General features: G+C 56.1%; 28 protein-coding genes. 13 read left to right on the top strand and 15 right to left on the bottom strand.

The window, feature by feature from the left end:
* The first annotated feature begins 56 nt into the window (after positions 1–56).
* From DC3_RS03320 to DC3_RS03310, 3 genes are all read left to right on the top strand, one after another.
* A complete protein-coding gene (locus tag DC3_RS03320; protein WP_146882306.1) occupies positions 57–959 on the top strand; it encodes a transglutaminase-like domain-containing protein in 903 nt (300 codons plus the stop codon).
* Positions 960–1,314: 355 nt separating this feature from the next.
* Positions 1,315–2,043, top strand: coding sequence for an alpha/beta hydrolase (locus tag DC3_RS03315; protein ID WP_146882304.1), 729 nt, complete (start codon positions 1,315–1,317; stop codon positions 2,041–2,043).
* Positions 2,044–2,105: 62 nt separating this feature from the next.
* Positions 2,106–2,426 carry a PadR family transcriptional regulator gene (locus DC3_RS03310; RefSeq protein ID WP_246130523.1) on the top strand — a complete coding sequence of 107 codons (321 nt, stop codon included), beginning with the start codon at positions 2,106–2,108 and terminating at the stop codon, positions 2,424–2,426.
* A gap of 1 nt (position 2,427) precedes the next feature.
* Here DC3_RS03310 and DC3_RS03305 read toward each other — a convergent pair whose 3' ends face one another.
* The 12 genes from DC3_RS03305 to DC3_RS03250 form a co-directional block, all read right to left on the bottom strand.
* Positions 2,428–2,622: a hypothetical protein gene (locus DC3_RS03305; RefSeq protein WP_146882300.1), complete on the bottom strand. Its 195-nt coding sequence runs from the start codon at positions 2,620–2,622 to the stop codon at positions 2,428–2,430.
* A 396-nt stretch (positions 2,623–3,018) separates the two neighbouring features.
* Positions 3,019–3,216, bottom strand: coding sequence for a hypothetical protein (locus tag DC3_RS03300; RefSeq protein WP_146882298.1), 198 nt, complete (start codon positions 3,214–3,216; stop codon positions 3,019–3,021).
* Positions 3,217–3,500: 284 nt separating this feature from the next.
* Positions 3,501–4,580: a sel1 repeat family protein gene (locus DC3_RS03295; RefSeq protein ID WP_186815793.1), complete on the bottom strand. Its 1,080-nt coding sequence runs from the start codon at positions 4,578–4,580 to the stop codon at positions 3,501–3,503.
* A gap of 143 nt (positions 4,581–4,723) precedes the next feature.
* On the bottom strand, positions 4,724–6,451 hold the full coding sequence (locus tag DC3_RS03290) for a hypothetical protein (RefSeq protein ID WP_146882294.1): 1,728 nt from the start codon (positions 6,449–6,451) through the stop codon (positions 4,724–4,726).
* A gap of 253 nt (positions 6,452–6,704) precedes the next feature.
* Complete coding sequence (purF, locus tag DC3_RS03285) at positions 6,705–8,120, bottom strand: amidophosphoribosyltransferase (protein WP_146882292.1); 1,416 nt, start codon at positions 8,118–8,120, stop codon at positions 6,705–6,707.
* Positions 8,121–8,275: 155 nt separating this feature from the next.
* Positions 8,276–10,504, bottom strand: coding sequence for a phosphoribosylformylglycinamidine synthase subunit PurL (purL, locus tag DC3_RS03280; RefSeq protein WP_146882290.1), 2,229 nt, complete (start codon positions 10,502–10,504; stop codon positions 8,276–8,278).
* Complete coding sequence (purQ, locus tag DC3_RS03275) at positions 10,501–11,202, bottom strand: phosphoribosylformylglycinamidine synthase subunit PurQ (protein WP_146882288.1); 702 nt, start codon at positions 11,200–11,202, stop codon at positions 10,501–10,503. The genes purL and purQ overlap by 4 nt, the downstream gene beginning before the upstream one ends.
* A 2-nt stretch (positions 11,203–11,204) precedes the next feature.
* Positions 11,205–11,474, bottom strand: a complete 270-nt coding sequence (purS, locus tag DC3_RS03270; RefSeq protein ID WP_146882286.1) for a phosphoribosylformylglycinamidine synthase subunit PurS — start codon at positions 11,472–11,474, stop codon at positions 11,205–11,207.
* Positions 11,471–12,181 (bottom strand): phosphoribosylaminoimidazolesuccinocarboxamide synthase, encoded by a 711-nt coding sequence (purC, locus tag DC3_RS03265; RefSeq protein ID WP_146882285.1) that lies wholly within the window; start codon positions 12,179–12,181, stop codon positions 11,471–11,473. The genes purS and purC overlap by 4 nt, the downstream gene beginning before the upstream one ends.
* A 200-nt stretch (positions 12,182–12,381) precedes the next feature.
* Positions 12,382–13,044 carry a site-2 protease family protein gene (locus DC3_RS29675; protein WP_146882283.1) on the bottom strand — a complete coding sequence of 221 codons (663 nt, stop codon included), beginning with the start codon at positions 13,042–13,044 and terminating at the stop codon, positions 12,382–12,384.
* Positions 13,045–13,119: 75 nt separating this feature from the next.
* Positions 13,120–13,752: a hypothetical protein gene (locus DC3_RS03255; RefSeq protein ID WP_146882281.1), complete on the bottom strand. Its 633-nt coding sequence runs from the start codon at positions 13,750–13,752 to the stop codon at positions 13,120–13,122.
* Between the two features lie 94 nt (positions 13,753–13,846).
* Positions 13,847–15,109 carry a S1C family serine protease gene (locus DC3_RS03250; protein WP_146882280.1) on the bottom strand — a complete coding sequence of 421 codons (1,263 nt, stop codon included), beginning with the start codon at positions 15,107–15,109 and terminating at the stop codon, positions 13,847–13,849.
* A gap of 203 nt (positions 15,110–15,312) precedes the next feature.
* Between DC3_RS03250 and DC3_RS03245 the strand changes: the two genes are divergently transcribed.
* Positions 15,313–16,482, top strand: coding sequence for an MFS transporter (locus tag DC3_RS03245; RefSeq protein ID WP_146882279.1), 1,170 nt, complete (start codon positions 15,313–15,315; stop codon positions 16,480–16,482).
* Positions 16,483–16,533: 51 nt separating this feature from the next.
* Here the strand turns inward: DC3_RS03245 and DC3_RS03240 are convergent, their stop codons facing one another.
* Entirely contained in the window at positions 16,534–16,797 is a 264-nt protein-coding gene (locus DC3_RS03240; RefSeq protein ID WP_146882277.1) for a hypothetical protein, read from the bottom strand.
* 44 nt (positions 16,798–16,841) lie between these two features.
* On the opposite strand from DC3_RS03240, the gene DC3_RS03235 reads away from it, so the two are divergent.
* The 9 genes from DC3_RS03235 to DC3_RS03195 all read left to right on the top strand — a co-directional run bounded on the left by DC3_RS03235 (position 16,842) and on the right by DC3_RS03195 (position 25,226).
* Positions 16,842–17,096, top strand: a complete 255-nt coding sequence (locus DC3_RS03235; RefSeq protein ID WP_146882275.1) for a hypothetical protein — start codon at positions 16,842–16,844, stop codon at positions 17,094–17,096.
* 264 nt (positions 17,097–17,360) lie between these two features.
* Positions 17,361–18,401, top strand: coding sequence for a rod shape-determining protein (locus DC3_RS03230; RefSeq protein WP_034335005.1), 1,041 nt, complete (start codon positions 17,361–17,363; stop codon positions 18,399–18,401).
* A gap of 69 nt (positions 18,402–18,470) precedes the next feature.
* A complete protein-coding gene (gene fabZ, locus DC3_RS03225) occupies positions 18,471–18,890 on the top strand; it encodes a 3-hydroxyacyl-ACP dehydratase FabZ (RefSeq protein WP_146882271.1) in 420 nt (139 codons plus the stop codon).
* A gap of 3 nt (positions 18,891–18,893) precedes the next feature.
* Positions 18,894–20,156: an MFS transporter gene (locus DC3_RS03220; protein WP_146882269.1), complete on the top strand. Its 1,263-nt coding sequence runs from the start codon at positions 18,894–18,896 to the stop codon at positions 20,154–20,156.
* Positions 20,146–21,312: an O-antigen ligase family protein gene (locus tag DC3_RS03215; protein ID WP_186815792.1), complete on the top strand. Its 1,167-nt coding sequence runs from the start codon at positions 20,146–20,148 to the stop codon at positions 21,310–21,312. Before DC3_RS03220 ends, DC3_RS03215 begins: the two co-directional genes overlap by 11 nt.
* 98 nt (positions 21,313–21,410) lie before the next feature.
* On the top strand, positions 21,411–22,073 hold the full coding sequence (locus tag DC3_RS03210) for a glycosyltransferase family 2 protein (protein ID WP_146882265.1): 663 nt from the start codon (positions 21,411–21,413) through the stop codon (positions 22,071–22,073).
* 11 nt (positions 22,074–22,084) lie between these two features.
* The gene (locus tag DC3_RS03205; RefSeq protein ID WP_146882263.1) at positions 22,085–23,239 is read left to right on the top strand and encodes an LptF/LptG family permease; all 1,155 of its coding nucleotides are present in this window, start codon (positions 22,085–22,087) and stop codon (positions 23,237–23,239) included.
* The gene (locus tag DC3_RS03200) at positions 23,236–24,489 is read left to right on the top strand and encodes a polysaccharide deacetylase family protein (protein WP_146882262.1); all 1,254 of its coding nucleotides are present in this window, start codon (positions 23,236–23,238) and stop codon (positions 24,487–24,489) included. The genes DC3_RS03205 and DC3_RS03200 overlap by 4 nt, the downstream gene beginning before the upstream one ends.
* A 2-nt stretch (positions 24,490–24,491) precedes the next feature.
* Positions 24,492–25,226 (top strand): class I SAM-dependent methyltransferase, encoded by a 735-nt coding sequence (locus DC3_RS03195; protein WP_146882260.1) that lies wholly within the window; start codon positions 24,492–24,494, stop codon positions 25,224–25,226.
* On the opposite strand, the gene DC3_RS03190 is transcribed toward DC3_RS03195, so the two are convergent.
* Together DC3_RS03190 and DC3_RS03185 are read right to left on the bottom strand one after the other, a co-directional pair.
* On the bottom strand, positions 25,180–25,584 hold the full coding sequence (locus DC3_RS03190; RefSeq protein WP_146882489.1) for an inorganic diphosphatase: 405 nt from the start codon (positions 25,582–25,584) through the stop codon (positions 25,180–25,182). The two genes, DC3_RS03195 and DC3_RS03190, sit on opposite strands and share 47 nt — an antisense overlap.
* A complete protein-coding gene (locus tag DC3_RS03185; protein WP_146882258.1) occupies positions 25,574–26,206 on the bottom strand; it encodes a hypothetical protein in 633 nt (210 codons plus the stop codon). The genes DC3_RS03190 and DC3_RS03185 overlap by 11 nt, the downstream gene beginning before the upstream one ends.

Genomic DNA, 26,206 nt, shown 5'->3' with positions numbered 1-26,206 from the left:
GAACGGCAGGGCATCCCATTTGACTTTGCCCTTTGGGGAGGGTTTACCCTGCAAACATGACACCCCAACCAGAGCTTTTGAACTTTTATCAGACCCAGAGTGCTTTCAGCCGCTCCGAACTCCTTCCGGTCATTCCTGACTGGACGGTCTCTCAACTTGCAGAGATCGCGCAGCAGCACCTCCTGCACTATGGCTGGCTGGATGCCTACCACACCGAGAGAACCGCTGAGAAACTGCAGCAGATCAACACCCGATCCATTGACAGACTTCTGAAGGCCAGACAGGAGGCAGGTTTTGAGCTGCAATCCCAGACGCTGCCACAACAGAGGCACCTGGGATGCTGTCGGGATTTTTCGCTGTTCTTCACCGCCCTGATGAGAGCGCAGGGGGTGCCTGCACGGAGCAGGGTGGGCTTTGCAGGTTACTTCCGTGAAGGTCACTGGCATGACCATGTGATTGGTGAATACTGGAATGGAGACCGCTGGGTGAGGGTGGACCCCCAGCTGGACCAGCTTCAGCGAGATGCCATTCAACTGGGCTTTGACCCGCTGGACGTTCCTGATTCCCCTGATGTCTTTGTGACCGCTGCAAGGGCATGGCAACTGTACAGGGCCGGTGAGGTGGACCCCTGGAACTATGCCATCTTCCCAGGGTCACCCATTGGAGGGCCAGGATTCATTCGGGGGAACCTGCTTCATGAACTGTGGTCCCTGAACAAGATCGAACTCCTGCTGTGGGAAGGCCCTGAAGAATTCTGGCGTGATCTGGAAGTCCTCTCCGAGGAAGAACTGAAGGCCACAGACCAGCTTGCGACCTATCTGGTTTCTGGAGAAGAGACCCTGAAGGGCTTGCAGCACTGGCTTGAACGGTACCCTGTGGATCAGATCACCTGCAGGGCACCCAATGGACATGAGGAGGTCTGGGAACGGGAAGCTGTTACTCTGGTTCCAGGCGCTTGACAGAGTGGCCGAATGTGAGGAGTCGCCGAAAGGACGTCCTCGCAATGCAGCGATGCACTTGCCGTGGGTTCGAATCCCACACGCCAGCACACCTGAGAGAGTGTGCTTTTTTCTGGCAGGGGTTCACTGTCAGGGCATTTCGAGGGATCGGCCCAGAAAGGAGCAGGCAGGGATGAGTGGTTATTGACTTCGTTATCGAAATCCGATATCGTTAATCTATACCAAAATACAATCCTCTGGAACCCGTTCCACAGGACAAATCCCTGATTTGTCTCTGTCCTGTCCACCCACAGGAAACGCCCGCACCTGTAGCCCTGCTGTCCCGCAGAGCAAACGCTCTGCTGAAAGGAATGCCATGAAAAAGTTGCTGTTTTCCCTGGTTGCTCTGGCCCTCACCCCCGCATTTGCCCAGCAGACCGTTCAGATGGAAGCCCAGGACGGCGTGAAAGTGGTCGCAGACTATTACGCCACGGACAATCCCGCAGGAGCGATCATCCTGTTCAATGGAGCCCACCTGGACCCCAACGTGCCGGCCCGCAACCGCTGTGAGTATGGCGATTTTCCCAAAACCCTGCAGCAGAAAGGCTACGCTGTGCTCAATGTGGATTTGCGGATCAGTGGGCACTGGAGCCTGTGCCAGAACCGCACCCACGGCCCCGTTGCAGATGCCTATGACGCCATGCAGGATGTAGAGGCCGCCGTGAAGTGGATGCAGCAGACCACCGGGCAGCAGAAAGTCATTCTTTTTGGCAGTGGTTTCTCTTCCATGATGCACCTCTTTTACGCCCTGAAACACCCCGATCAGGTGAAAGGTGTGGCGGCTTTTGGTCTGGTCTCCAACAGCATCACCCTGACCGATGAAGTGGCAGGCCTGCTGCCCACCCTGAAAATTCCCCTGATCATGGTTTCACCTGAAGATGAAAAAGGCCTCTCAGAAGCCATTCTGACGGGTGTTCCAGCACAGATGGCCAGACTGGTGGTGGCCCCTCCGCTGAACGGGTACACCCTGGGCTTCAATGACCCCAGAACGCTGGAAGTCTACCAGAAGTCCTCACTCGATTTTCTGAGTCTGCTGAGCCGCTGAATCAGATTTGCTCCCTGCATGCCAGTCTGGCATGCAGGGGGCGCTCTCAAAGGAGGTGAATGGTGGAATCAGGCATATTCAGGGAGCATCTGCAACTCCTGTTGCTGAACATCCTGGAAAGTGGACCCCAGTCCGGGTTGCAGATCATCCAGCAGGTGCAGGAACGCACCGGGGGTTTCTTCGACCTCAGGATGGGGCACCTCTATCCTGTGTTGCATGAACTTGAACAGGATCAGCAGGTCCTGGGTGAGTTTCGAGCAACGTCCAGAGGAGGAGCCCTTGTGAAGTACTACGCGCTCACCCCGAGAGGGTCACATGAGGTGCAGGCCAGGAAATCCGAACTTGAGCAATTGACCCGAACCCTGCCCTTCCTGCTCAGATGATTCAGGAGGGTTGTCGTTGCTGTAGCGTGTGCTGGCCGGGTTGCAGCATGTCAAGGTGATCTGCCAGGGATCGCAGGGATTCAGCGAGTTGATGCACCATGCTGGTTCTGGGGGCCTGCTTCAGCAGATGAAGGGTATCTGCTTCCTGCTGGTAGGCCTGGTAGCGAAGGCGGGCTTCCATTTCGATGTGTGACATGGCCGGCTCCTTTCAAGGTGGGCCTGGATGGGTTTCAGAAGCCTGGGTTCTGGCTGGATGCATATTCATGACGCATAAACGCATTCCTTGGTGTCAGAATCTCAGCAGTTTTTCTGTACGTCTGTAAGATACCACTTCCGTTTGAGAAAGAACATCTATTTTTTAAGGTTTTTGCAATTGGCCGCTTCTGGTTTCCTGTAAAAATGCGTTGCAGTAGAGTGGATTTTGCGATGCGTGTTTTTTAAAATTGGACCTGGACTTAATTTTGTAAGTTGAATATACAATAGGGTGGAATTTTTTGTTTTACAGGTCAATTGACTTTAAAAAGGACATTTGTCATGTGTTGAAAGTGGGACATTTGTACCAAATGGTTGATGTCAAAAATGCCCCCTGGTTTTAAAGCTGGCAGGCACGTTCCTGCTGCGAGACCACAGAAGAAGCAGGAGGATCAAGGCGATCTGCCAGAGCCATGAGGGCTGCAGCAAACCGCCTGAGCAGTTGGGCTTTCGGAACCTGACGCAGCAATTTCAGGGCTTCGGCTTCCTCCTGCATTTCCTGGTAACGCAACTTTGCCTCAAATTCAATGTGTCTCATGTCTGGCTCCTTGCCAAATGCGGCTGGTCCTGCAGGGCAGACGCCTGAGGAGAGAAAAAGCGGAGTTGGCTGGCACGGGTCTGGAGAGAACAGCTTGAGGGTTCTCTGTCTGAAACCATGGTACTGGGTGGCCTGAAAAGATACCATCCGATTCTGGCTGGAAATTTGCAGGTGCCATCGCCACTGCCGATGGAAAAAATACAGAATGGATCAACTGATAAAGTCACTTTCAGGACAGAAAAAACCCTGCCTGAAGGCAGGGCCGGATGATGAAGGAGAGGTGTCTACTCGCCTTTCAGGCTCAAAAACGCAGAAATGAACTGCCGGGTGTCATCTGAAACGCCCCCGATTTCCAGCCGGTAGCTTTTCTCTTCTTCAGGAAGAGGCATGGTCAGGGTCACCAGAGAAACACGGCCAGACAGGTCTGCACTGGAGGTGACCTGGACTTCCTCACCATTGACCAGAACCAGGGGAACAAAACCCTCCACTGCTGCAGACAGTCTGAACGTGACCGTCACGGTTTTTCCTTTTACAGTGCTGCCCTCTCTGGGAGAAACCAGCTGAATCTCGATGTCCTGAGAGGTGACCTCTTCTGCAACGGGATTCTCCTGTTCTTTTTTGAGCACATCCAGCTGAACCTGTGCCTGTTTGAAACCCTGCTTTGCGGCTTTCTCAAACCACTGCATGGCCAGAGGCATGCTTTTTTCCACACTGCGGCCATGCAGGTACATGTTGCCCACGCTGAACTGTGCCGCTGCGTATCCCTGATCTGCAGATTTGCGGTACCAGTAAAGGGCTTCCGTGTCACTCAGGGCCACGCCATAGCCGTAGAAGTACATGTCTCCCATGTTGTACTGGGCCACCCTGGAGCCTTTCAGGGCAGCCTGCAGAAAGAGCTGCACGGCTTTTGTATCATCCTGAGGCACACCCAGCCCTCTGCGGTACAGGTTGCCCAGGTTGTTCTGTGCATCTGTATGCCCCTGATCTGCAAGCTTCTGGTACAGGGTTGCAGCTCTGGCGTGATCCCTGACCACCCCCTGCCCGTTTTCATACAGCAGGGCCAGATTGTACTGTGCTCCCGTGCTGCCCTGATCTGCAGCTTTCTGGTACCACCGGGCCGCTTCTGATGCATTTCGCTCTGTCCCTGCACCATTTGCCAGCATGTACCCCAGGTTGAATTGTGCCACGCGATCACCTGCCTCTGCAGGCCCCAGACATTCCCTGAAGGCCACCGTGTAGTTTTTGCTCTGGTAGGCGTCATAACATTCCTGCTTGCCAGCGTGGGCACATTGAAGCAGGGAAAAAGCAATCAGCAGAGAGGTCAATTGTGGTTTTTTGATCTTGATGGGATACAGAGACATCATGAGGACCATTTTACAGAATCTGCTTTTGGATTGGACTCAAGATGTTTGGCTGATCTGCACTTTCAGTGTTTCATGGCGTGTTGATTCAGCAAAACAGGGCTTCATCAGCAGAGATGAAATCCTGTCATGAAGATCACAACATCTCAATTGTTCACACAGGCATCCACTTCGCCCGACTGCTGCATGAACACCTGCCTGAAGGCATTGCAGTCATTTGCCAGAATCAGTTGATAAGGATTGTTGGCCACCCACTGGTTGCTGTCATCGAGGGAACGGACAAAACCCAGCATGATGTTTGGAGCCTGGAGCCTCTGGGATGAACCCAGATCCTGAAGCAGGCGGTTCATTTCCCCACTTCCCAGCATCAGCATTTTGGTCAGGGTGACGGTGTTGTACGCTGCAGCCACCTGGCGGTAATCAAAGCGGGTGGGGTTTGAGGGGTTGGGCATGCCGTTCTCGTCGATGTGCAGCTCCTGACGGTTGAAGGCGTCAATGGTGATGGGGTTGGGTCCAGTCGCCATCACCTGATCGAAATACAGCTCAGGGTTGGTGACGTATTTCTTGAGGTCATCCACAGTCATCCCGATGGCGGCCTGCAGCATGGTGTTCAGGAGGTCCCGTTTCAGGTCATTGATCGCGTCAATGAGGAACTGGGGCACCAGGGCATCCAGAATCTTCTCAATGACCTCCCAGGTGATGCCCACAAAGTCCGGCACACCTGACATGGAAAGCAGGTGCTCTTGCACGTAGGTCTGGGCCAGTTGCTGGGCACGGGCGGTGTCCACACCATTGGGATTGAAGACCAGGGCTTTGGCAAGTTGCTGGCTCAGTTCAGGCCAGGCACGCAGGCCCAGATCGATGTCGTCCACCCAGTATTCCTTGTAGGTCACGATGGGGCCATTGGCAACCCTGAAGGCCGCTTTCTCCAGCTGAATCGCCGCTGCCTCGCCATAAAGGAGGGTGGCACTGCAGGAGAAATCCAGAGCCCTGCAATTTTCTGCCGCACGAACTTTCTCGTCAGACCTCCGATCAAAATCTCGCAGGGCAGCGTAGTAACTGTCGATGTCCCGTTGCAGGCCTGCTCGCATGTTGGAATAGATGTAGGGCACAGAAGCCGTGGTGCCCCCGCCTCCCATGAGCTGGTTCAGCAGCACAGAACCTGGAGTGGCGTTCACCATGTTCTGGTAAATGAACTCCCTGACCCCCTGATCAATGGAAAAACTGTTCTCGGTGACCGGCTGACCATAGATGTCTGTGATGTTCGGGGTTCTCTTGCCAATGTAGCCCTCAAGCACCACATGCCTGACTGCATTTGGACCAATGGAGAAGGGGCCTCCGGTGTAATTGTTCACGAAGGTGTGCCCGAACAGGTCCCCTGCCGAGTGGGTCAGGAAACCCACCGTGAAAGCCCGCACAGGCAGACGGTTTCCGCCCTGCTCTGCATTGCTGCGGTCCCACAGGTACTGCAACCAGCTGTTGGTCCCCCCAGGAGGCTCTGGTTTGTGGGGGAGGCTCTCGTCCGGGTGAATGACCTGCTGTCCGGTCAGGATGTCAGGATAGGCATCCGGCCCGAGCACCCCTGCCCGGAACTGCTGGGGGTAAGAGCGAATGGCCTGCAGAATCTCAGGGTCCACCTGATAATTGCTGCAGTTCTGGGTGATCTCATGGGTCACGAAATTCGTTCTGCAGATGGTGACCTGACCATCTGGAATGGCGTCTTTCATGACCTCCTCTGCGAGGTAGACGTGGGTGTTGGGTTTCCATGCATAAGCACTGCTGAGACCCAGGAAGACCATCAGGGACACCACATGCATTCTTGATCTGGCTCTGGGTTTCTGGGTGGTTGGCGTTCTGAAATCGCGTTGAATCATATTTCACTCCATGACACGAACACCTCTGGAAAAGGTGATCCAGAGGAAAATCAACCGATGTGCTGAAGATGGGCCTGATCTTCATTGTATCGTGCACAATTTTTTTGGAGTCAGGAGGATTGCTGGTCAGAAAGTAGGGGAGATGCCTCTGGCGAGAGACGAGAAAAGTAAAAAGTTCAGGGTTTGAGTGAGCGATGGTTAAGGACACAAAAAACGAGGCAGAGATGTTTCTGCCTCGTGCACCTGCTGGTTCTTACACTTCCAGCGCGTGTTTGTTCACATCATTCTCCAACGGCACTCCCGCTGGATATTTTCCATTGAAGCAGGCAAGGCACAGGCCAGGGCCGCTCACAGCGCTCTTGATGCCATCCTCCGAGATGAAGGCCAGGGTGTCGGCCCCGATCATCTGGCGGATTTCTTCCACAGTGTGGGTGCTGGCCACCAGTTCCTTGCGTGCTGCGGTGTCGATGCCGTAGTAGCAGGGGTGGGTGATGGGTGGACTGGACACCCGGAAGTGCACTTCGGTGGCTCCAGCGTCGCGCAGGAGTTGCACAATCTGGCGGCTGGTGGTGCCACGCACGATGCTGTCATCAATCAGGACCACACGTTTGCCTTTGACGGCAGCGGTGGGGGAGAGCTTCATTTTGACCTTCAGTTCACGGGCTTCCTGGGTGGGCGCAATGAAGCTGCGTCCAGCGTAAGGGTTCTTGTAAAGTCCGTAGTCAAAAGGAATGCCACTCTCACGGGAGTACCCGATGGCTGCACCAATGCCAGAGTCTGGCACAGGAACCACAATGTCAGCCTCGACAGGTTGCTCTTTGGCCAGTTCCTGACCCATGCGGATGCGGGCCTCGTGGGTGCTCACACCATCCACACTGGCGTCTGCACGGGCGAAGTAAATCCACTCGAAGGCGCAGGGGGTGGGCACAGAGGGAATGACTTCCAGGGAGTGCAGACCGTTCTCATCGGCCCACACCAGTTCTCCGGGCTTCACGTCACGGATGAAGGTGGCGTTGACAGCGTACAGGGCAACGGTTTCACTGGCGAACACGTAGGCACCGTCTTCACGCTGCCCGATGCAGAGGGGACGCACCCCGTTGGGGTCACGCAGACCGATCAGCATCTTGCGGTTCATGATCACCACGGCGAACCCGCCACGCATTTCCTGCATGACGCGAGCGGTGGCATCCACCAGGTCTAAATTGGCGTACTTGGCAATCCGGTTGATCATGACCTCGGTGTCGTTGGTGGTCTGGAAGATCACCCCTTCATTGAGCATCAGTTGCCGGATTTCGCGGGCATTCACGAAGTTGCCGTTGTGGGCAATCCCCAGAATCCCCTTGTTGGAACGCACGGTGAGGGGCTGTGCGTTGAAGCGCAGATTTGAGCCAGTGGTGGAGTACCGGACGTGACCAATCGCAATGTTGGCCCCATCGAGGTTCATCTTCTGGAGGCGGGTCTCATCGAAGACCTGTGTGACCAGCCCGAGGTCCTTTTCAACCAGGAAGTCCTCTCCGTTGGAGACGCACATCCCGGCGGCCTCTTGCCCACGGTGTTGCAGGGCAAACATGCCCAGGTAAGAAAGCCACGCGACATTCAGCGGTCTGGGGGAGTAAATGCCGAAAACGCCGCATTCCTCTCTGGGTTTATCGAAATCATCGAATAGCATGGTGTCACCTGAAGTGTACCCCCGTCCCCCTGTCCGTTTTCTTATCGGGGGTTGTAAGGGGATTTTAAAGGGGGAGGGTGGGGGTGGGTGCTGCTGAGATCTGGTTTCCCAAAACCTTGTAGGGGCGAGGCGTGCCTCGCCCTCTCTTCAGGGGTTTAACCGAGAACTGCTCTGATGGGTTCTTCAAACGCCTTGGTCAGCGTCGGGATGTCCAGCGACAGGTGCTGCCCTTGTTTGGACAGACTGATTGCCAGTTTATCACCGCCCACAAAGCCAATGCGGGTGAAGGGAACATTCAGGTCCTTAAGGAGTTTCTCAGCTGCTTCCTCTTTGCCGACAGGGACAGCGGTGATGATGCGGCTCTGGGCTTCTCCGAACAGGATCGCGTCGGACCTCAGGTCGCTGTCGATCTGGATGGTGGCCCCAACCTGTCCAGCAATGACCATTTCTGCCAGAGCAATGGCCAGTCCACCTTCAGAGGTGTCGTGGGCGGTGCGGGTCAGGTCACTGCGGATCAGTTCGATGATGCCCTGCTGAACGCGTTTTTCCAGATCAAGGTTTAGCACAGGCACCTGTCCAGCTTCCAGACCGTGAATGGTTTCCAGGTACTGGCTGGCTCCAATTTCGTCGGTGAGGTTGCCGAGCAGGTAGACGCTCTGGGCCTGGCTCTGGAACTTCATGGTGGCGTTCTTGGTCACGTCTGGCAGCACACCGACCAGCCCGATGGTGGGGGTGGGGTGGATGGCGACAGTGCGGCCTTCCTCGTTGTACTGGTTGTACAGACTGACGTTGCCGCCGGTCACGGGGGTGTTCAGAGCGCGGCAGGCGTCTGCAATGCCCTTGGTGGCCTGAACCAGCTGGAAATACACCTCAGGACGGTGGGGGTTCCCGAAGTTCAGGTTGTCGGTGATCGCCAGGGGGGTTGCGCCCACGCAGGCCACGTTGCGGGCGGCTTCTGCCACGGCACTTGCAGCTCCGACATAAGGATCAAGGTACACAAAGCGGGGGTTGCAGTCGCTGGAGGCGGCCACACCCTTGGAGGTGCCTTTGATGCGCAGCACGGCAGCATCGGCAGCACCAGGGACCACCACGGTGTTGGTCATGACCTGATGGTCGTAACGCTCGAAGATGGCCCGCTTGGAAGCAATGCTGGGGTGAGACAGCAGGGTCAGGAGCACTTCCTCGAGGTTCTCAGGTACAGCAACGCCTGAGAGGTCTTTTTCGCGCTTGGCCTTGATCTCTTCGGATTCGACCCCTTCACGGGTGTATGTGGGGGCCTCGTTGAGCAGGTCCACGGGCAGGTCGCACACCACTTCACCGTGCCAGTACAGGCGGTAGGTGTCGTGTTCGGCCACTTCCCCGATTTCCACCACGTCCAGTTCCCACTTGGAAAGCAGGTCAAAGAGTTCTTGCTCTTTGCCAGGAACGGGAACGAGCACCATGCGTTCCTGGGACTCGGAAAGCACCAGTTCCATGGGAACCATGCCCTCTTCACGGGTGGGAACCTTGTCGAGGTAGATGTTCACGCCGAGTTTGGCCCGGTAGGCCATTTCACAGGTGGAGGAGACCAGACCCGCTGCACCCATGTCCTGCACGCCTGCCACCAGACCCGCATGAATGGCCTCGATGGTGGCTTCCAGGAGCAGTTTCTCCATGAAGGGATCGCCCACCTGTACGGCAGGACGGTCTTCACTGGAAGCGTCAGACAGGTCGGCGGAAGCGAAAACGGCTCCACCCAGACCATCGCGTCCGGTCTTGGACCCGACATAGATGATCTTGTTGCCCACGGCGCCCATGGTGCCCTTGGCGAGGTCCTCGTGCTTCATCAGGCCGAGGGCCATCACGTTGACCAGGGGGTTTTCCTGATAGGAGGGGTGGAAGGTCACTTCGCCCCCCACGGTGGGCACACCAATGGCATTGCCGTAGTGGGAGATCCCCTCAACAACCCCGTGCACCAGGAACTGGGTGCGCTTGCTGTTCAGGTCACCGAAACGCAGGGAGTCCAGCACCGCGAAAGGACGGGCTCCCATGGCGAAGATGTCGCGCAGAATGCCGCCCACACCGGTTGCAGCACCCTGAACGGGTTCCACAGCGGAGGGGTGGTTGTGGGATTCCATCTTGAAGGCCACAGCGTAACCCTCACCGATGTCCACAACACCAGCGTTCTCGCCGGGGCCTTGCAGCACCTGGGGACCGGTGGTGGGGAAAACTTTGAAGAGGGGACGGCTGTTTTTGTAGCCGCAGTGCTCGGACCACATGGCTCCCACGATGGCGGCTTCCAGTGCGTTCACCGGGCGCTTCGTGCGGGATTCCAGGTTGTCAAATTCTTCAACGGTCAGGCCAAAAGTGGCGGCCTGATCGCGCAGGTCTTTCACGAGGGTCATTTCACACCTCCTGCAACGTGCTCCAGCAGGCTTTCAAAGACGGCCAGACCGTCGGTGCTGCCCAGCAGTTTCTCCACGGAGCGTTCGGGGTGAGGCATCATGCCCAGCACGTTGCGCTTCTCGTTCAGGATGCCTGCAATGTTGTTAACGGCCCCGTTGGGGTTGCCTTCCAGCACTTCGTTGCCCTCAGGGGTCACGTAACGGAAAGCCACCAGACCTTCCCCTTCCAGGCGGCTCAGGGTTTCTGCATCGGCGTAGTAGCTGCCTTCGTTGTGGGCGATGGGGATCTTGATGATCTGGCCCTTCTGGTACTGGTTCGTGAAGGGGGAGTTGGTGGTCTCGACGCGCAGGTGCACGTCGTGGCAAAGGAAGTGCAGGCTGTTGTTGCGGCCCAGCGCACCGGGCAAGAGGCCTGCTTCGGTCAGGATCTGGAAGCCGTTGCAGATGCCGATCACGGGCACCCCTTTTTCGGCCAGACGCTTGACTTCCTTCATGACAGGACTGTGGGCCGCAATGGCCCCACTGCGCAGGTGGTCCCCGTAAGAGAAGCCACCGGGCACCAGAATCGCGTCAAAGCCCTCAAGGTGGGTCTCGGTGTGCCAGACGGGAACGGCCTGCTGTCCAATCACGGTTCCTGCAGCATGAACGGCGTCCATGTCGCAGTTGGAACCGGGGAATTGAATCACTGCAGTCTTCATCTTCAGTGAACCTGCTCGGCCTGCTCGACCTGCTCGAGATCCCAGTGCACGCTCTCCATCACAGGGTTGGAGAGGATGTTTTCGGCGATGTCTTTCAGTTCGGTCTCGATCTTCGAACGTTCCCCTTCAAAGGTCAGTTCGATGTATTTGCCCACGCGGGCATTCAGAACGCTGGCGTAACCCTGGTTGTGCAGGGAACGCTCCACGGTGCGACCCTGGGGGTCGAGGATGGATTTTTTCAGGGTGACGTAAACTTTCGCGAGGTACTTCATTGGGCCTCCACACGGCGCAGCATTTCGAGGTAAGCTTCTTCCACATTGCCAAGGTCGCGACGGAAACGGTCTTTGTCCATTTTCTCGTTGGTCCTGGCATCCCAGAAACGGCAGGTGTCCGGTGAGATCTCATCTGCCAGCACGATTTCGCCACTTGAGAGTTTCCCGAACTCCAGCTTGAAGTCGATCAGCTTGATGCCGCGCTTCAGGAAGAAGTCTTTCAGGAATTGATTGACCTTCAGGGCGTAATCCTTGATGGTGCTCAGGTCATCGAGCGTGGCCCAGCCCAGTGCAACAGCGGTGTCCGTGTTGATCAGGGGGTCACCCAGTGCATCCGACTTGTAGTAGTACTCCACAATCGGCTGAGAGAGCAGGGTGCCTTCATCGATGCCCAGTCTCTTGGAGAAGCTTCCGGCTGCAACGTTGCGCACCACGACCTCAACAGGCACGATGGTGACGGCTTTGACGAGTTGCTCCCGGTCGGAAAGTTTTTCCACGAAGTGGGTGGGCACCCCGTGGTCGGCAATCTGGGGAAACAGAATGGCGGTGATGGCGTTGTTGACCACACCCTTCTGCCCGATGGTGCCGCGTTTCTGTGCGTTGAAAGCGGTTGCGTCATCTTTGTACTCGACAACAAAGAGATCCTTGTCCTCGGTGGCGTAGACGCGCTTGGCTTTCCCTTCGTACCTCATGTCCAGTTTCTGCATGGCTCTCCTCACGACAAAGCGAGGCACTCACGTGTGCCTCGCAATCACTCTATTTGTGTGATGTGCCGGAAATGTAATGCCTCAGGCGCGGGGTAGTCTTCACCCCTTTGGTGTATGCCAGTCGGGGGCGCTTGAGACTCACTGACTCAGATTAACATGTCCGACCCTTCTGTTGGCAAGAGGGGTATGAACAACCTGATTCAGACGCCCACCAGAGTTGCAAGACCCCTGAAAGCAGCATAAATCAGCTTGCCCAGAGGGTTCCCGAGCACGTAATAGTTCAGCATCAGGGCGATCAGCAGCAGAAAGGTGTTGTTGTAGGAGTACATCGCCTGCCTCCACTGGAACTGCATGTTTCTGGGAAGCAGGTTCAGCAGAATGTGGCTGCCGTCCAGGGGAGGAATGGGAATGGCATTGAAGATGGCCAGACTGACATTCATGTAAGCAATCATGGTCAGCGCCTGCACCAGAGTCTGCATGAATTCCCCACCCACACCAGAGCTGAGCACAATGCGCAGCAGAATCAGGCAGATCAGGGCCAGGATCAGGTTCATGATGATCCCGGCACTCGACACAAACAGATCACCCCATTTGTGTTTGTAACGGCTGGGGTTGGTGATGACCGGTTTCGCCCAGCCAAAGCCCACCAGCAGAATCAGCAGAAATCCGAAAGGATCAATGTGTTTCGCCGGGTTGAGGGTGAGGCGACCATCAAAACGCGGGGTTTGGTCCCCTTCCAGAACGGCTGCGTAGGCATGCCCCCACTCGTGAATGATAAACGACATCATGATGGCAGCCACCACCAGGATGAAAGCCACATATTCGCCCTGGGCGAGCAAAGATAGAATTCCGCCAGTAAACATGGCTTGTATTCTACAGGGGCCAGAGATGAAGATTGGTAATTTGCATCTGTCCCTGGAACCTGACTGGATTGGGTTTCACAAAGGCAGCAGGTTGACCCATCCCCTCAGCAGACCATAGACAGGAGCAGCAAGCTGGTTGGTGGCCCCAAAATAAACAAAAAGAAAAAACATCAGGTAGGTGAAAAGCACCCCGAGACGCCACATGCGGATCAGAAACTGCCTGAACCTTCCCCGGGTCACGGACAGCAGGGCACGTCCACCATCGAGTTCTGGAAGGGGCATCAGGAAAATGATGGCATGCACCACCAGGCCCAGACTGGCCAGAGCAAGCCCGTGTCCTGCAGGGTCCAGTGCGGGGGCAAGCACCTGTTGAAGCCGGATCAACAACAGCAAAAACAGGGCCACCAGAAGCAGAACCACAGGACCGGACAGCCAGATCCAGATTTCATGGCGGTGTTTTTCGTGGTGCTCTCCAAGAGGGATGCCACGTGGGGTACACAGACCCAGAAGCAGATACAGCACCAGTGAAAACAGATTCAGATGGATGAAAGGATCAAAAGTCAGAAATGCTTTTGGGGTGTGGTTTCCCAGTTTCACGGCAAGCCTGGCCTGAACATAATTGTGGGTGACCAGTCCCAGGCAGATGCCCAGAACCAGCATCACAAATTGCAGGGCGTCTGTGGCAAGGAGGCTCAGGGGACCGAACATGCCTCTTCACTATACCGATTTGGTTTCAGAACGGCCTCCGTTGCATGAAAACAGACCACCCTCTGGAGGGAGGGCAGTCCGTTGACGTTGTGATTTACTGCTGGGTGTCTTCAAAGGTGGAAAGGGTGACATCCACATTGATGGTCTTGCCATCGCGCAGCACGCCCAATTGAACTTTGTCCCCATTTTGTTTGCTGAAGAGTTCATTGGCAATGTCCAGACTGGATTCCACTTTCTTGCCATTGACGGTGGTGATCACGTCCCCCCCGAGCACAATGGTGGGCACCTGAGGTATCCCAGTTCTGAAGGATCTGGTTCCTGCCTTGATGCCAGCTTTGTCGGCTGGAGATCCTTTGGTGACTTCCTGCACCAGCACACCCTGTTTGGGCAGCTTGTACTGGTCGATCAGGTCCTGGCGGAGCTGGTTGAGGGGGTATCCGGCCAGTGGCAGACCACTGATGCCAATGCGCGGTCCACTGACAGTTTTTCCAGCTTTCAGCTGAGGAAGGATGTTTTTTGCCACATTGATGGGAATGGCAAAACCAATCCCGGCGTTCTGGCCTCCAGATGGAGAAAGGATCTGGGTGTTGATGCCGATCACCTCACCACTGGAGTTCAGCAGCGGTCCTCCCGAGTTGCCAGGGTTGATGGCCGCATCGGTCTGGATGGCTTTCTGGGGAATTCCTCGCTGACCGGTGGGAATCACGCGCCCCACGTTGGAGATGATTCCTTCGGTCACGGTGAAGTCCAGATCAAAGGGGGCCCCCATCGCAATGGCTTTCTGGCCCACCGCGAGGTTGTCACTGTTGCCCAGTTTCATTGGAACAGCAAGGTTCTGGTCCAGGTTGTCGACCTTGAGCAGTGCCAGATCGTAATCAGGGGCCTTGCCCACCACAGTGGCGTCATACTCTTTGTCACTGCGGTGCAGTCGGACGCGAATCTTTGAAGAGTCTGCCACCACGTGGTAATTGGTCAGGATGTAACCGTCTTTGTCGAGCAGGAAACCACTGCCCACCCCACTTTGCTCGGGCTCATTGTTCTGATTGCGGGGCTGTGGGGTCTGCTGGGGGTTGCCAAAGAAGTATTCAAAGGGGTCCATGTTGCCGCCAAAGGGACTGCCAGACAGGGCGTTTTCCTCAGGCTGTGCGTACACCCCGACATAAACCACACCGTCCTGGTAGTTCTTGACGATGTCCATGGTGTTCTGTTCGTTCTGCAGTCTGGCCTGACCCTCATTCAGGCTGATCTGGGGAGCACTTTGCGCCTGGACGGTGCTGGTGGGCAGGTTGTCGCGCAGCAGGGTAGAGCCCAGAACCAGACCTGTGACCAGAGAAAGAATCGCAATGTTTCGTTTCACACGTGCCTCCTTGGTGATGCTTCTGCTCTCATGATGAGGGATAAAATTAATGCCTTCTTGAAGACAGGATGAAAATTTTGAGTGCGATTGACGCAGATCATACCTTCTGAAGGGACTCAACTCCCGGATGAGAGCATTTTCAGCTCTGGAAATAAGAAATTTGGCTTACGTCCCAACACAAATGTGGGGGTTATGATGGCCCAATGCGCACCGCCCCACCCCTCCTTGCCCCCAGTGCTGTGATCATTGCCGTGGCTGCCACCCTCGGCCACTTCTTTACGGACGCTTTCACAACCTTGCTGGGTCCGCTTGGGCCTGACCTGCAGAAGATCTTTGGCCTGACCCTCACCCAGGTGGCCTTTCTTTCCAGCGTGATGTCCCTGACCAGCAGTGTGCTGCAACCCGTGCTGGGCGTTGCCACAGAACGCTTTGACCGCAGATTGATGCTGGCTTTGGGGCCCACCCTGGCAGGGGTGGGCCTGTGCCTGATGCCTTACATGCCTTCCTTTGCCCTTCTTGTGGCTCTTGTGGCGATTTCTGGCATTGGCAGTGGGATTTTGCATCCTTCTGGTTCAGCTTACGTGTCCGATTACAGCCCCTCACATCAGCGGGGCCTCTGGGCAAGTCTTTTCAGTGCAGGAGGAACCGCAGGAATGGCCCTCGGGCCTGTGCTGGTGGTGGTGCTTGGGCTGCAGGGACTTCCTTACATGATTCCGGTGATCCTGTTGATTGGGATTGGGATTTACTTCAGTGTGCCTTCCATCCACACCCAGAAAAAGAAAGCCACCGTAAAGGAATACTTAAGTGTGTTTAAAGGCCCGGTGCAGAAACTCTGGGGAATGGCTGTGCTGCGCTCCCTCACTTCCATCGGGTACAACGGTCTGCTGCCATTCCTGCTGGCCAGCAGGGGCTTTGGCAAAAACGAGGTGGCACTGTCCCTGGGCGTGTATGCCATTGCCAGTGCCATTGGAGGCATTGTGGGTGGGCGGCTTTCTGACAAATACGGGCGTGTGAAGGTCCTGCGCAGCAGTCTGCTGGGCCTGATTCCCCTCTACATTCTGCTCTTTTACAGCACGCCTGCTGACCTGTGGTATTACCCCCTTACCTTCATTGTGGGAGGCCTGACCAATGCCACCATTCCGGTGGGTGTGGTTGCAGCACAGGAATATGCCCCGAACCATGTCGCTCTGGCAAGCAGCATCATGATGGGCTTCTCCTGGGGGGTTTCAGGACTCCTGTTCACCGGTATTGGTGGAATCGCAGATCACTTTGGCATCATGCCTGCCCTGTGGGTCAGTGTGTTCATGCTGATTCCCTCAATGTTTCTGGTGTACAACCTTCCTGAACCCATGAAACTCGCCCAGAAGGGGTAAAAGTCGAGATGATGGCGGGCTTCAAGGGCGAACCATCGGTTCGCCCCTACTTTACTGGGCACTCGCTTCTGAGATCACCCGCACCAGTTCCTCTTCAATGCCGCGTTTCTGCCAGGTGGTTGAAACGAATGCTTCGGCAGGCTGGGACACCGCAAAACCAATCACCTGACCTCCTGCAGAGGCAACACTGCCCGCAACCTCTGGAATTTTTCTCAGGTCATCGGCACGTTCACTCAATTGTTTCAGGACACGCAAAACGCTGTCGCTGGGGCAGTTTTTCAGTTTGCTCACTCGAACTCTGGCAGGCAGTGGCATTTTGACCTCCTCGCAATTTCTCGCGAATACCATACAATATTCGCGTGGTTTTCCTCGCTTACCTGTTCACTGTGATCTTTTCCCTGCTGGCCCTGGCCACGCTTCCGCTCAGCCTTGCAGCCTTTGCCAGCCTGAATCCCGGAGCACCCAATCTGGTGCTTCTGCTCGAAGTGGTGGAGGGGCAGGTGGCGAGGTATGTGGGACTGGCGGCCTTCGGGGCATTCACCCGGGGCATGATTTATGTGATGGCTGGCGTGCTCCTCACGGCACTGGCCGCATGGATCAAGCCACGCCGCTGAAAGACTGCAAAACCAGAGTGCTGTGCAGCAGTGCTGGGTCTGTGTGGTTTGAAGGCACAGCACATAGATCGGGGTGCTAAAACCCCTCATCTTTTTGCGTATGATGGTAGACAGTGCGTTTGAAAGCGGTCCACCATGACCTGACTTTCGCAAGGCCTGCTTTTTTCAGGCCAGGACGTTGTCTGGCAAGTCCAAAGGTGCTCTCAGGCATTAAAAGACATGGGACGGTCTTTCAGGCGCTGGAGCGTTTCAAGGGGGAACGAGTTGAGGTTTTCAGAAGACATCGGAATTGACCTGGGTACAGCCACCTTCCTGATTTACACCAAATCCAGGGGGCTCGTGCTGCAGGAACCCAGTGTGATCGCAATGGCCCGCGACACCAAAGAAGTGATGGCCGTCGGTGAAGAGGCTTACCGCATGCTGGGCCGCACGCCCGGCAACATTGTGGCTGTGCGTCCCATCAAAGACGGCGTGATTGCCGATGACGCCCTCACCGAAAAAATGATTTCCATGTTCTTGCGCAAGGTGAATGGTGGGCGCAAGTTTCTCAATATTTTCAGCCCGCAACTGATGGTCGGGATTCCCTCGGGAGTCACCGAGGTGGAAAAACGTGCGGTGCTGCGTGCGGCCCACAACTCCGGGGCGAGGCGTGCCTACCTGATTGAAGAACCTCTGGCTGCGGCCATTGGTGCAGGTCTGCAGATCGCAGAACCCATCGGCAACATGGTGGTGGACATCGGGGGTGGATCTTCCGATGTTGCTGTGATCTCGCTCGGGGGCATCGTGGTCTCTGAATCCCTGCGGGTGGCCGGAAACGAATTTGACGAGTCCATCATGCGTTATGTGCGCCGCAAGGAAAACCTGATGATCGGGGACCGCACTGCGGAAGCCATCAAGGTGAAAATCGGAGCGGCAATGGTGGTCAACAAGTCCGATGTGCTCACCGCAGAAGTGCGCGGACGTGACCTGATCAATGGCCTTCCCAAAACCATCAAGCTGAACACCGAAGACATCGTGGAAGCCCTGCAAGAACCCATCGTGAAAATCGTGGAGGGCGTGAAGCGTGTGCTGGAAAACACCCCTCCCGAACTGGTCTCGGACATCATTGACCGTGGCATTGTGATCACGGGTGGGGGAGGGCTCCTGCGCAACTTTGATGAACTGCTGCGTCAGGCCACCGGTATCCCTGTGGCTGTGGCCGAGAATGCCACCCAGTGTGTGGCCATCGGGACCGGACAGGCCCTGGAGATGATCCCGGTGCTCAGGCACGCTCTGGTTTCCAGCGACACCTACCTCAAGCGTTGATTCATGTGAACGTCCGGGGTGCCCTGCACCCCACTTTTTGTGCCCCAATTCCTTTTTTGCGAGGTTCTGATGAAGACCATTCAAGACATCCTGCTGGCCTTACCCCACCGTTATCCCTTTTTGCTGATTGATCGGGTGCTGGAATTCGGCAACGGTAAGGTCCATGCCCTGAAGAACGTGACCATCAACGAGCCCTTTTTCAATGGTCACTTTCCCCAGTACCCGGTGATGCCCGGAGTGCTGCTCATCGAGGCGATGGCCCAGGCCGGGGTGTTCCTGCTGGAAGAGGGACGTGAACCTGGACAGATTGCTTTTCTGGCAGGAGTGGATGAAGCCCGCTTCAAACGTCAGGTCATCCCAGGGGATCAGTTGCACATCCATGCAGAACTGGAGTTTTTCAGGCGCGGCATCGGCAAGATGAAAGCCGAAATTCGCGTGGACAATGAACTGGCTGCCAGCGCGATCATCACTTTTGCACTGGCCAGGTAAGGTGTGCTGGTTCCCTGGCAGCAGCCCCTCCGCATTCTCCCGTTGATCCTGGCCCTGGGTTTCAGTGAACTGGTGCGCTCCGGGTTCTTCATTGCTTACTATCCCCATGCTGCATCGCAGATGGGTCTGAGCACCGCTCAGCTTGGACTGGTGATCTCGGCGCACTATCTTGTCGATGCAGCTGCCAAGGTTTTTGTGCTGAAGTATTACGGCAAATTCGGTACCGGGAAAATGCTTGTCCTGGCCGGGATTCTGGGTTTTCTGAACATTCTTTTCTTGCCCACGCTGGGGATGCTGGGAGGCATCCTGCTGACGGCCGTCTGGGGGCTGCTGGTGGCTCCCATGTGGCCCCTGGTGATGACCACCAGCAGCCTGCAAGCAAAAGAGGGGCAGGAAAATCTGGCGGCCAATTGCGGCAACATGATGATTGGTATGGGAACAGCCCTGGGCATGCTCGGGGGCGGATTTCTGGTTCAGACCCATCCCTCCTGGCTTGTTCCTTCCCTTCTGGTGACCCAGGGGCTTTTTCTGCTCAGTGCCCTGCTCAACTGGAACCTGAAAACCGCTGCCCTGGACAAAGTGATTCGGGAACGCTCTTACCTGCGCAGGGTCACCACCAACACCCTGAAGTTCTGGACAAAAGCAGAACCAGCAGATGCTTTTCCTTATGGGGCACTTCGCCAGCTGATTCCAGCTGCCTTCATTCAGATGCTGATCCCAGCCCTCTTTTCCAGCGTCTGGCAGAAATTTGTCGATCTGGCAGGCATCAAAAGCTGGTCTCCTGTCTTGCTTCTGGGGCTGATTGTTGCTGCGGTGGTGATGTTTGTCGCCGGAATGTACGGCACGGCATATGCCACGCGCCACAAGGCCAGACTGATCACAGCGATGGTGGTGGGGCTCGCCCTGATGTGTGGGGCTTTCATTGCGCTGCCGCTGCTCATTCAGCATGCCTACATCTGGTTGCTGGTCGCGGTGGTTGCACTGGCTGCAGGTTACGGGACCTACCTCTCCAGCTGGAATGGTGTGGTGATCGAACTGCTCCCTGCAGATTACCGTGCAGTGGGCTGGTCTGTTTTGATGACTTTTGAAGCCCTGGGATTTGCAGTGGGTCCTGCCCTTGGAGGTCTGGCCTGGGCCATCTTGCCGGGTTCTGGCACCTTTTTCCTGGCTGCCCTTTTTCTGGGCCTGACCATGGTGTACTATCGCGTCGTGCTCAATGGACGCGCCCTGTCTCAATCCCGCTCCCGAGGTCCACATGCCGGATGAACGCCAGGACCGTCGCCTTCAGACCCTCATTGCTCTGGTGCCAGTGGTCATACCCCTGTATCTGGCTGCCTTTTCGGGACTGAAGCACCTCTCAGGTCTGGACCGCTCCCTGCGCTGGATTCTGGGGGTGTTCTGGGGCACGCAGATCATCGCAGCCCTGTTCACCCCGATTCCCTGGCTTTCCGCCATTCTGGCTGCAGTGCGTGCCCTGTGGATCACAGCCTTCTTTGTTTCGGGGTACACCCTCAAAGGCAGCCGCTATCTGAAGCCCCTGCTGATCGGTGAGGCGATCACCCTGCTGATTGCCTTCATCACCACCTGGCTCAGACATCCCCAGGACCCGCTGAACTTCCGTCTGGAACACCCCATCTATTACTCGGTGTCGCTGGGAATTGTGGCGATGCTGGCCATTCTGATTGTGCTCAGCATGCGCCGGATGCTGTGGTTGCGCCTCGGCATGCTGGTTTTTCTGGGGGCTGCCCTGATGGCCACCGGAAGCCGGGGAGCCATCATTGCCACCCTGGCAGGCATCCTGGTGATGGGACTGCGCAACCTCAAAGGCCGTGCCCTGAGGTGGACAGAAATCACCGGGATTGGGGTAGGCCTGGTGATTTTCATGTTGCCCTTCACGCGTTACAGCAATGTGCTTCAGCGGGTGGACTTTGCCAGTGGCCGTGAGGACATCTGGCGGGACGCCTGGACCACCTTCCTCGGCCACTTCATGGGCGGAGTGGGACCCTATCAGCTGGGACCTTACATCCAGAAGAGCCTGATGGAACACTGGACCAGCAAATGTGCCCTTTTCCCGCCAGTGGAGCCTTTTGGACCCTGTCCCGACTGGATGCAGCCCTTGTGGAGCGCAGGATTCATTGCCCACAATCTGGTTTTGCACGCACTGGGCGAGACGGGTTTCATCGGGACCCTGGGCATCCTCATGCTGACTGCTTATACTGCATATGCCAGCTGGAAAAGCAAAGACAGCCTGCTGGCAGGTCTGTGTGCTGCCTACCTGACCCTCAGTCTGGTGGACCTGCCCACAGGTGTTCCGGGTCCCCATTTCGGAGAAGTGTACCACTTTGCCATGGGAATTGCGGTCAGCAAGATGCAGGAGCGTTTTCGCAAAGACAGGGAGGAACCACAAGCACCAGTAACATGAGCATTCTGCTACAGTGGTTTCATTTGTCTCTGCTGTTCACAAAGAGACCCTATGTATACTAGCTAGATGGAAGGAATGAGGACCCCGTCACACCACCAATGAAGATCAGTGTCATCGTACCCGCCTACAACGAAGAGAAATTGCTGGGAAATCTACTGACGGCTCTCAAACAACAAACACAGGAGCCGGATGAAGTCATCATTGTAGACAACAACAGCACAGACCACACTGCTGCCATTGCCCGCAGTTACGGGGTGAGTGTGGTGCGTTGTGTCCGCGCTGGGGTGGGCAGTGCCAGACAGGCCGGGCTGGAAGCTGCCACCGGAGACGTGGTTCTCACCACAGATGCAGATTGCCTTCCCCAGAGCACATGGGTAAAACACATGGCAGATGCCCTGCAGGAGGCCATCGCTGTGTACGGACCGCTGAGGTTCTATGGGGTTCCTGAAGCGGACGCCTGGTTCAGTGAGTACGGCTATAAAGCATTTTTGCAGCTTTCTCGCATGGCAGGACGCCCCAATCTTGCAGGAAGCAACATGGGATTTCACCGCAAGCCCGCTCTTGAAGTGGGAGGGTATCCCCTCAGTTACACCCGTGAAGATGTGATTCTGGGGTACAAACTGATGCGGCGAGGCAGTGTCAGATATGTTCCCGAGGCCCTGATGCACACCTCAGGGCGGCGTCTCCAGGATGGGTGGTCCAGGCTGCTCTTCAAGAACTTCAGTGATCTCTTCAACAAGAACCCCAAAGCTTACAGGTAGGTACCCCAAACATGCGTCTCAGGAAATACATCTATGCAGAGATTCTGCCCCCACTCATGCTGGGGATCGTGCTGTACACCGCAGTGATCCTGTTCGGTTACTTTTTTGTGGGGTCCCAGTACCTCGATGGCGTTCCACTGATCAAAATCTTCATCTGGCTGGGCATGCAGGTTCCGGACAGTTTTGTGAAGGTGGCCCCGATGGCCGTGGTGCTGATGACCGTGCTGGCGTTTGGCCGCATGAACACCGAACGGGAAATCATTGCGATGCAAAGCGGTGGCATCTCTTTTGCATGGATTTCAAAACCGGTGGTCCTGGTGGCCACCCTCGTGTCCCTCACCAGTCTGGTGGTCAGTGAGTATGTGGCTCCCAGGGCCAACCTGGAGGCCCGCACCATGTGGTATGAGGACCTTCCTTCCACCCCACAGGGCCTGAGTCGCCTGAAAGGCACCACCCTGGCCCTGGGCAACGGACTGGAAGTGTATTTTGCAGATTACAACTCTGCCACCGACACCATGCTGGATCTGCGTCTGGTCTCCTGGGCAGGCAAGGAAGCCCGGGTGTACTTCGCAGAGAGCGGCAGGTTTGATGGGTTCAACCTCTCTTTGAAGGGTTTTGAAGGCTATGCTGTGGACTTTCCTGCCATCCAGCAACTGCAGGATGTGACGCCTGAACAGCTTGCCCAGAGGGTCGGTGATGTCTTCAGCAGCAACATTCCAGAGCAAAAAGATGCACTCCTGACCATCAAGACTGGCATTTCCCGCAATGAGACCATTGCCCGTTTCGCAGATGGATTTGCTGCCGAAACCACCTCGATCAGTGACCTGTGGAACACCGCCTATGGTGCCCATGTTCCAGGAGACAGAGGCAAGGTCATCACGGCTGCCGATCGTTATGCTGCACGCATGGAACTGCACGGAAAGCTGGCCATTCCCTTTGCCAACCTTGTGCTGGCCCTCATCAGCATGCCACTGGCCATCCGGTACGGCAGGGGCACCGGAGTGTCCCTAGGGGTTTCCGTTCTGATCGTGGTAGTGTACTACCTAACGTTACTGCTCGGGCGGGCATTTGCCAGTGCTGGTTTGATTCCCCCTGAGATTGGCCTGTGGTTTGCAAATGTCTTTTTTACCCTCGTAGGCTGGCGCCTGATCAGGAGAGTCTCGTGAAACGGAAGCAACCTGTACTGCTCACTTCATTGTTTTTTCTGGCCGCATGGATTGGCGTTCCCATGCTCCTCAAACGCACATTCAACCACCATGTGCTCAGAGAAGGAGACAGTGCAGTTCCAGAAGTGGCCCTCACTTTTGATGATGGACCTGACCCAGAAACCACCCCCCGGGTGCTGGACATCCTGCGCGAAAGGGGAATCAAGGCCACCTTTTTCATGCTGGGCAGCCAGATGGAAAAGCACCCTGAACTGGCCCGCAGGGTGCTGGAAGAAGGGCATGAAGTTGGGCTTCACGGCCACCACCATGTGAACCACCTGATGCTTTCGCCCTGGCAGGTGAAAGCAGATCTGAAGAGATCCATGCAGGTGTATGAACGTGTGCTGGGCATCAAACCCCACATTTTCAGACCTCCCCATGGCGTTTACGGCTGGGGCACCATCTGGGCCGAAAAAGAACTGGGTCTCAAACCCGTCCACTGGACCATTGCTGCCGGAGAATGGTTGCAGCAGGTCAGCAGTGAACAGGTCCGTGAACGCATCCTCACTGAACTGGATTTTGGTGCGGTGGTGCTGTTGCACGATGCCCGTTGGGGTTCCGAAAAAGTCATTGAGATGCTGCCTGCTCTTTTGCAGGACCTCAAAACCTTCGGTTACAGCTGCAAGCCGCTCTCTGGCCTGCAAGGGCTGCGCACCGGAACCATCAAGAGCACCTGGGAAAGGCTGCTGGCGTGGTATGACCGCATGTATGACCGCAATCACGGCATCGATGCCCTGACCCGTCCTGCACATGGTCTGTACCGGATCGGTCTGGCCCCTTTCCCTGGAGAGAGCATCATGCTGTCAAGTGGCGAGATCGTGGAAAACAACTCCATACAGGGTGAACTTCACCTGCACAACCGCCGCATGGTGAAAGTGGCCCGCCACAATAAATTCTCCGCCCTGAAGATGGTGCGCCGCTCCATGCAGGATCTGGCCAGAGAGATTGACGGCAACCCCAAATACCGCAACATCCAGGTGTTTTTTGGCCTGAGCCTGATGGACAAGATCGGTGAGGAACTCGGTTTCCAGTATGCCGATCTGCCCCGGAGCAAAGGCAACCCCTTTCTGTACTTCGGGTTCAACCTGATCCGCTTTGTGTACACCGGGCAGTGGAAAAACAACACCGCACGCCTGATTTACATTGACCGGGACACCCTGCTTGAACGGTACGGCAAGAAAACCAAAAAACGCGAACAGCAAACCGTTTAAGCATGGACTACACCCCACTGGCAGACCTTTACCAGCAGCAATACGCTGGTTATTACGACGACATCCACCATTACGCCAGAATGGCCGACCGCATCCATGGAAAGGTGCTGGAACTTGGGGCGGGAGGTGGCCGGGTGACCATTCCCCTGGCCCGCAGAGGCCATGCTGTCACGGCTCTGGAACTCAGTTCAGGAATGCTGGATTATGCCCGCTTTTACGCCCAGCAAGAAGGGGTGGAGGTCCAGTGGGTGCAGGGAGACATGCGGGACTTTGACCTGTCAGACACCTTTGACCTGATCATTGCTCCCTTCAATGCCCTGATGCACCTTTATACCCCAAAGGACCAGAAAAAAGCCCTGGATTCGATTGTGAAGCACCTTGCGCCGGGGGGCACCCTGGCTTTTGATGTGTATGTGCCCAATTTTGGGTTGCAGGGTGTCCTGAGGCATGAAGGAGAGACCTTCATCACCCCGGAATTCCGTCGGGACGTCTTCGTGATGCAGCGCATTGACCCTGTCAAACAACTGGCGACCACCCAGTATTTTGTGGACACCACCGATCAGGCAGGCACCCTCAGGAGAGAGCACCACAGCCTGATTCAGCGTTACTACACCCGTTATGAACTGGAATGGATGTTGCTCTCGGTGGGTCTTCAAGCCCAGTTCTCCGGGTCTTTTTCGGGAGATCCTTTTACTGCAGAGAGCCATGTGATGGTGGTGCAGGCGTCAAGGATTTGAGCCAGTCCAGTGCGTGCTGTCTGGAGCGAAGCTGTGCACCACGCTCTGGAGGGAACCAGTCCAGCACAGGCTGAATGTTCCTGAGGTCTCCTGTGAGCACCTTATGGTCCTGATCTATCAGATGAAGGAGGCCGGAGATTTCGATGGGACCAGCCCAGCCCACAGGCAGGGGTTCATCCAGCCAGATCACATCAACTTCTGCACCATCGGCAGGGTTCATGAGGGCAGGAATGCAGCCATAGTTGCAGGGGGCAGGGCGGGCATCTTCCCGATAAAAAACCACTTGCCCCCCTTCAAACCGGAAACGCTTTCGGGTCCCTTTTTCCCACTCCACCAGGGCCACAACTTCAGGGTGCATTTTCACCAGGGACTCCAGGATCGGTGGGCTGGTCTGTGCCCGGACCTGCAGGAGCATCACCGGGTTCGCTGGGCTCTGCCCCTCCGGGTCCAGCAGGATTCTCCTCCCCAGGACCAGGGTTTGTGGGTTGCTCCTCGGATGGCGGTTCCCCGGTTGCCGGTGGATCTGTCGGTGGATCTCCAGGGGGAGTGGACGGTGTGCCTGCACCTTCCTCTCCTTTGTCTTTTGGCACATCGGGACCAGATGCAGGTTTTTCAGGCTCTTCCACTTTCGGAGGCGTGTATTCGTATTGTCTGATGATTTTCTTCTGGTACAGCAGCACCACACGGTGTGGCCGGGCAGGGTCCACCGTCTGTTTGAAGGTGACCTCAGGCAGTTTCTCATCGATGTAGATGCTCTCCCGGCCAAGTTCCCTGTCCTGCTGGTACCAGATGACCCCCACAAAGCCTTCCCCTGAAGGAATGGAGACTTTCAGGCTCAGGGTCTTGTCCTGAAGGATGAGCCCTTCGCTTTTGGGAACCACCGGAAGTTCCACAGACACAGGATCAGGAATCACTGGAAAGGAAATAAACGTGCAGCTTGTGAGCAGAACACCTGTCACCATCATCAGCATCCATCGCAT

Source organism: Deinococcus cellulosilyticus NBRC 106333 = KACC 11606 (assembly GCF_007990775.1).
Taxonomy (GTDB): Bacteria; Deinococcota; Deinococci; order Deinococcales; family Deinococcaceae; genus Deinococcus_C; species Deinococcus_C cellulosilyticus.
This window is presented reverse-complemented; position numbering and strand designations above follow the sequence as displayed.